The organism is Streptomyces sp. NPDC005070 (assembly GCF_053600395.1).
This window is the reverse complement of the sequence record NZ_JBSFZS010000249.1, coordinates 1-5,689: the sequence shown is the minus strand read 5'-3', so window position 1 is coordinate 5,689 and position 5,689 is coordinate 1. Positions and strand designations below refer to the sequence as shown.

Sequence of the window (5,689 nt, the reverse complement as noted above, 5' to 3'; positions counted from 1 at the left end):
GGACAGGCCATCATCGGGCGTCATCTCGGTGCGGACGACGTTCACGGCGCCCGTGAGGCATGCCGCCACCAGGTACGCCGACGCGGTCGGGCCGGCGGGGGTCCAGGTCTGGCCCGTCCGGGGATGGACCGGTACGAGGAGGATGTCGGCGCCCGCGTCCGGGGAGGGCTGTCCCGGTCCGGCCAGGACGGCGCGTTGCTTCTGGGGGCCTGCGGGCAGCAGGGCGTCGAGCGCGCGTTGGAAGACGTCCGCGGTCAGTCCGCCGGGAACCTTCACCGGCTGCCCTTGGGAGGCGACCAGCAGGTGGGCGAGCGCCTGGCCGATTGCCGCCGCCCACCGCGGACTCCACGACCAGTAGTGGTTCGACCCCATCCGTCCTCCCCACGTGGCAATCGGCTCGAACGGGGGCGTTCCCTCAGTCGTCTCTGCCAGCTCCGCCCAGGAGAGGGGCGTAGCGTGGACGCCGTCCAGGCGGACTCGGCGCACGGCGTCCGGGCCGAGCCGCACCTGTTGCCAGAGCGAGCAGTCGTCGACCCTGGACGCCACCGGCAGGTCGCATGCCTCGCAGGCCATGTTGCAGCCGTCGGCTCCGTCGAGGCCACAGCAGGCACCGCCACGCTTCTCCGGAATCAGCCGGGTTCCACTGACATCACCGGGCGCGATGACACTCGCCCCGGGCGTGCTGTCGGAAAGGGCGTAGACGGGCGCATAGATGCCGCGTGCCTCCGCCTCGGCCGGATCGATCTCGTCCCACATCCGCCACGGTCCTCCCCAGGGGTCCGGGTCCACGGCGAACGTTCCTGACTCCATGAGCACCGGAAGCTGGGCCCCGTTCCCGTACGTCTGACGGGCGTGGACGGGCAGTGAGACCTGAGACAGCGGGGTGGTCAACTCGGCGCCGCAACCCCCACACACGAAAACGAACAAATGACCTCCGCCTGGGAAACAGACGCATCGTCGCAGCTCGCCGGCAGTCCGCCAACATGTTTTCGCATCTGTTGCGGCAACCGCACCTGCGGGCCTTCAGCTACGGGGTCGAAAGGGCGCGCCGGGGGCACGTGCTTACGCTGTCGGGCTGTCATACGTCGCGGAAGGGAGGCCGGGTGAAGGTCCCCAGCGCCTTGATCGGTGCTCAAGTGGAGCGCACAGCCTTCGACTACCAAGTGCGGCTGAGTCTTTGCGCTCTCGATCCTGATGAGGGCTACCGACTGGATGCCGAGTTGGTACTGGAGACGCCGTTCCTGTTCCGGGATGCCACTGGTGAATGGCACGAACTCGACCCCGGCACGGGCGTGAACCTCGCCCCCGTTCTGGCGCTGTTCGGGCAGACGCTCACGGCGGTCGATGTCCGCGAGCACGGTGTCCTGGTCATCGACTTTCAAGACGGTGCCGGGCTCTGGATCGGCCCGGATCCAGAGTTCGAGTCCTGGCATCTGACCGGACACGGAGTAGCTTCCATCACGGTCGGCCCTGGTGGTGAGGACGGCTGGGAGCTTTGACGACCGCTTGGTTCTCTCTCACGCAGCGGGCCTTCCGAGGGAACGGAAATGACTGGCCCGCCGGCCTCGGCGGCCCGTAGCCTCCGAACATGATCGAGGACGCAGCAGAGTCTGTGACCGGGTGTGTTGCGGACGAGGAAGTGTACGGCAGGGACGCTGGGTCGCCTCGGGAGGTTTGCTGGCGGGGCAGGGACGTCGCCTTGGCAACGCTCGACGTCGACGATGCGGAGCTTGTCCACGCGTGGCGCGCCGACCCTGTGGCGGCCCACGAGGTCGGCATGTGGCCGCGTGCCCTTTCCGCCGTGCGCGAGCGCATCGAGCGGGATCGCGACGAGCACGACCGCGACGACTTCCTCGTCCTGCTCCCTGACGGCACGCCGATCGGCCATATCGCCCTGACCGACCAGGACTTGGTCGACGGCACGGCCGAGATCATGCTGATGCTGAGCCCGGACCACCGAGGCCGGGGCCATGGCACGGACGCCGTGGACGCGTTGGTCGACCTCGCCTTCGGTGAACTGCCCATGCACCGCGTCCAGGCCGTCACCCACACCACCAACAGCGCGGCTCTCGGCGTCCTGGCCAGGGCCGGGTTCGTTCAGGAAGGGGTACGCCGCTCTGCCTGCCTGCATCGGGGCCGCCGGTACGACGTCGCGGTGCTGGCCCTGCTCCGGGACGAGTGGCAGGCGCTCGCTCGACCCCGTTCCTGGGACGTGTCGGTCGTCGGCCCAGCGACCTGAGTCAAGTCCCTGCGCCCTCTGCTCTCGTGGCCGCTGAGTTGATGAGCAGGACTCGTTTGCGGGTGGCGACGATCCGGTGATCGGGGGTGCCGGCAGGAGCGTGTGGTGGTGGGGCAGGACAGGGCTTCTGGACGACACGACGCGAATTCCGAGCCGTCTGGGTGAGCGGAAGCCGCGTCCGGCCGGACCGTCCGCGTCCAGAACCCATCCCGTCGATCGGTGGGCAGAGCCACGTCGACTGGCCAGGCTCGGCAGCGGCTCGCGCTGGGGATCGGAGCGCTCCGGGTGAATCCACCGGGCCTCGTCACGCTTGGCCGAGGCGAGGTTGACGCAGATCAGGTCGCCGCGCGGGATCGTCTGGTCACTGAGCGCCGTGGGGGTGGTACAGCGGCGCGGCACCCAGGTCAGCGAGCACTCCCAGCGCCAGCACTCCTCGAAGACCGAGGAGGCCGCGACCGGAGGCTGCCTAATACTCCAGCCGTAGATCGTGATCTCGATGGTGAGGGGCGCAGAGCCGACAGGTGGCCAGCGTCGATCATCTCGCCCGAGATCGCCCATGCCGTCGCTGGCGTCTGCACCTTCTCCGTCTACCCGAGTTCACCGCGACGGAGGGCGTCCCGTATCTCGCTGAGCTTCGCGGTCGTTGTCGGAGTCCGCTCCTGCGCTTGTTCAGCGAGTCGGAGGGCATCGTCAATCTCGCTGAGCTTCACGGAGGACAGAACGGCTGCCCGCTCTATCAGGTCGTCCCGGGACACAGTGGTCAGCCACGTGCACGGGGTGAAGCCCGGACGCGGGAACGCGAGCCGCAGCACGCCTTCGAACGGCAGTCCTTCATCGGCGCCGACCATCACTTCGATGCCCAGACCGCTGATGTCGACGCCCGCCGGAGCGACGACCTGCATCACCCGGATCCCGGACGCGTCGTCTCCCGACAGCAGTACGACCAACCTCCGCTCGTCGAACTGGACCCACCAGACTTCGCCACGTTGCACAAGTCCTCCAGACACAGGACGGCAGGCAAACGCTACACAACCCTGGCCAGAGCTTGCCGCTCGCATGGTCACCCGATTCCTGGACGCCGACCACCAGGCCGCCTGGGTCGCAGGAGACGAAGTCCACGGCGGCAACCCGAGACTGCGCACCGCTCTGGAGGAACGCGGCACCGGCTACGTCCTCGCGGTGTCCTGCTCGCACGAAGTCAACACAGGCGGCGGGAAGTTCCGCGCCGACACGCTGGCCAGGAAGGTGCCCAAGAGGGCCTGGCAGAAGCTGTCCGCGGGGGTCGGAGCCAAGGGCCATCGCTTCTACGACTGGGCCGTCATCGACCTCACCGACCCCTGGTCCGGGAGCCGGCAGCTGCTGATCCGCCGCAACCGCAGCACCGGCGAACTCGCTTACTACCGCTGCCATGCACCCGCCGCGGTGCCGCTGACCACCCTGGTGCACGTCGCTGGATCAAGGTTGCGGGTCGAGGAGTTTTCCAGTCCGGCAAAGGCCTGGCGGCCCTGGGCGAGCACCAGGTCCGCCGCTACTCGTCCTGGTCCCGCCGGGTCACCCTGGCCATGCTCGCACACGCCTTCCTCCCCGTCGTCCGCGCGAATGAACACGACCGCCACCCCGCACCCGACGAGCTGATACCGCTCACCTGCAACGAGATCCAAAGACTGTTCATCACGCTCGTCAACCGGCCCGTCTTTGACCCTGTCCACCGGCTCGGCTGGTCCGTCTGGCGACGCCGCCACCAGGCCCGATCCCAGACCAGCCACTACCGGCGACAGGCCGCTCAAGCATGAAGATCACGATCTACGGCTGGAGTACTAAGAAATAGATAAGATCCACAGGAATGAAGATCGGACTGTCGGGCACTTGATGGTCCGGAGGTTGATAACTATGGTTCCTATTCTTCTTGTTCTTCTGCTCGCCCTGATCCTCTTCGGCGCCGGTTTCGCACTCAAGGCGCTCTGGTGGATCGCCGTTATCGTACTGATCGTCTGGGTGCTCGGATTCGTGATCCGCCCGGCAGCGAGCGGCGGCAAGCGCGGCCGCTGGTACCGCTGGTAGACGGCCTGAACAGCACACATACATGGGTGGGGCCCGAGGCTACGGCGTCGGGCCCCACCCATGTCCGCCCCGACGAGCACGGGATGAACGTGGTGGTTCTTCCGGTTCCGGGTAGCTGGAGTTCATGGCCGGAGGCGGCCGTGGCGCCAGGAACCATGGCCCTCCAGCCGGACGCCTCCGGCCGTCCATGCTTTTTTAGACCGGGCACGGTGAGTTCAAGATGCCTGCGCACTCGCATTCCTGAAGGAACGTCACCGAATTCGATGGCGCTTAAAGGTTGTCTCACGGGCAAGTTTCGCGAGCTTCTTACAGTTGCTCAGGGCGGCGGGCATGGCCAGGTCTCGGCTCCGCACGTCGTTGCGGACCACGTAAGGGATCTTGAGACCACGAGCAGCCCATGGCAGTCTGATGCCGCATGATCGATGAATTCGCGAAGGACAACCTGCACGGGAGACTGCGGCGGGACCGCAAGGCGCTGCTCTGGAAACTCGATGGCTTGTCCGAATACGACGCCCGCCGACCTTTGACAGCGACCGGGACCAACCTCCTCGGCCTGGTCAAACACGTGGCCAGCGTCGAGGCCAGGTACTTCGGTGAGGTCTTCGACCGCCCTTCCCCGGAACCGCTGCCCCGGTGGCAGGACCATGACGGCAGCGATCTGTGGGCGACCGAGGACGAGAAGCGCGATCAGATCGTCGGGTTCTACCGGCGCACGTGGGAACACTCGGACGCGACGATCAACGAGCTTCCCCTCGACGCCCCCGGCCAGGTGCCCTGGTGGACGGAGCCTTATCCCAACACGAACCTGTTCGCCATCATGGTCCACGTCCTCGGCGAGACCAACCGGCATGCCGGGCACGCCGACATCCTGCGCGAAGGCGTCGACGGCCGAACCGGGATGCGCCCCGAACACGAGATGCAGATCGATGAGGAAGCCCGCGCCGCCTACTGCGCGAAGATCGAGCAGGCCGCCAGATCGGCTGCACCAGTCAAGGCATAAAAGGCTGTGCCACGTGACGTGGTGTTCGAGCGGCATGACGCCGGCCGTGGATTCTGATCTGTCGAAGCGTCTGGTTCCCGATGAACTCTGGGAGTTGGTTGCCTCGCTACTGCCGTCGTTCGCGGCTCGACCGCAAGGTGGCGGGACCGCTCCGCGTGACGAGCGCGCCGTGTTCACCGCCGTGGTGTACGTGCTGACCAGCGGCTGTGCCTGGCGGCATCTGCCGCCGACGTTCGACACGTCCTCCGCCACCGCGCATCGCCGCTTCACGGTATGGACCGGGGTCGGCCTGTGGCGTCGCGCAACAGGCCACTTGAGCGAGGGCCGAGGTACAGGGCCAGTAGGACCGTGCCCTTGTGCCGATGCCTGCTGGCATGCGGTGCGCAAGC

At 67.1% G+C, this 5,689-nt stretch carries 7 protein-coding genes and 2 pseudogenes; 6 read left to right on the top strand and 3 right to left on the bottom strand.

Annotated features, from left to right (window positions below):
• Window positions 1-927 (bottom strand): hypothetical protein (locus ACWEBX_RS36895; protein ID WP_451889110.1); only part of this gene is annotated, 927 nt, incomplete at its 3' end.
• Between the two features lie 176 nt (window positions 928-1,103).
• Here ACWEBX_RS36895 and ACWEBX_RS36890 point away from each other — a divergent pair.
• Window positions 1,104-1,499, top strand: a complete 396-nt coding sequence (locus ACWEBX_RS36890; RefSeq protein ID WP_451889109.1) for a DUF6188 family protein — start codon at window positions 1,104-1,106, stop codon at window positions 1,497-1,499.
• A 200-nt stretch (window positions 1,500-1,699) separates the two neighbouring features.
• Complete coding sequence (locus ACWEBX_RS36885) at window positions 1,700-2,239, top strand: GNAT family N-acetyltransferase (protein ID WP_451889108.1); 540 nt, start codon at window positions 1,700-1,702, stop codon at window positions 2,237-2,239.
• 321 nt (window positions 2,240-2,560) lie between these two features.
• Here ACWEBX_RS36885 and ACWEBX_RS36880 read toward each other — a convergent pair.
• Together ACWEBX_RS36880 and ACWEBX_RS36875 are read right to left on the bottom strand one after the other, a co-directional pair.
• Window positions 2,561-2,638, bottom strand: a pseudogene (locus ACWEBX_RS36880) (hypothetical protein); the annotation flags it as partial.
• A 188-nt stretch (window positions 2,639-2,826) separates the two neighbouring features.
• The gene (locus ACWEBX_RS36875; RefSeq protein ID WP_451889107.1) at window positions 2,827-3,231 is read right to left on the bottom strand and encodes a type II toxin-antitoxin system PemK/MazF family toxin; all 405 of its coding nucleotides are present in this window, start codon (window positions 3,229-3,231) and stop codon (window positions 2,827-2,829) included.
• On the opposite strand from ACWEBX_RS36875, the pseudogene ACWEBX_RS36870 reads away from it, so the two are divergent.
• The 4 genes and pseudogenes from ACWEBX_RS36870 to ACWEBX_RS36855 form a co-directional block, all read left to right on the top strand.
• Window positions 3,230-4,032 (top strand): annotated as a pseudogene (locus ACWEBX_RS36870) (IS701 family transposase); the annotation flags it as partial. The gene ACWEBX_RS36875 and the pseudogene ACWEBX_RS36870 overlap by 2 nt on opposite strands.
• Before the next feature lie 97 nt (window positions 4,033-4,129).
• Window positions 4,130-4,300 carry a hypothetical protein gene (locus ACWEBX_RS36865; RefSeq protein WP_057605601.1) on the top strand — a complete coding sequence of 57 codons (171 nt, stop codon included), beginning with the start codon at window positions 4,130-4,132 and terminating at the stop codon, window positions 4,298-4,300.
• A gap of 415 nt (window positions 4,301-4,715) precedes the next feature.
• Window positions 4,716-5,300 carry a DinB family protein gene (locus ACWEBX_RS36860; RefSeq protein WP_451889106.1) on the top strand — a complete coding sequence of 195 codons (585 nt, stop codon included), beginning with the start codon at window positions 4,716-4,718 and terminating at the stop codon, window positions 5,298-5,300.
• Between the two features lie 34 nt (window positions 5,301-5,334).
• The coding region (locus ACWEBX_RS36855) for a transposase (protein WP_451889105.1) at window positions 5,335-5,689 on the top strand (355 nt) is incomplete at its 3' end.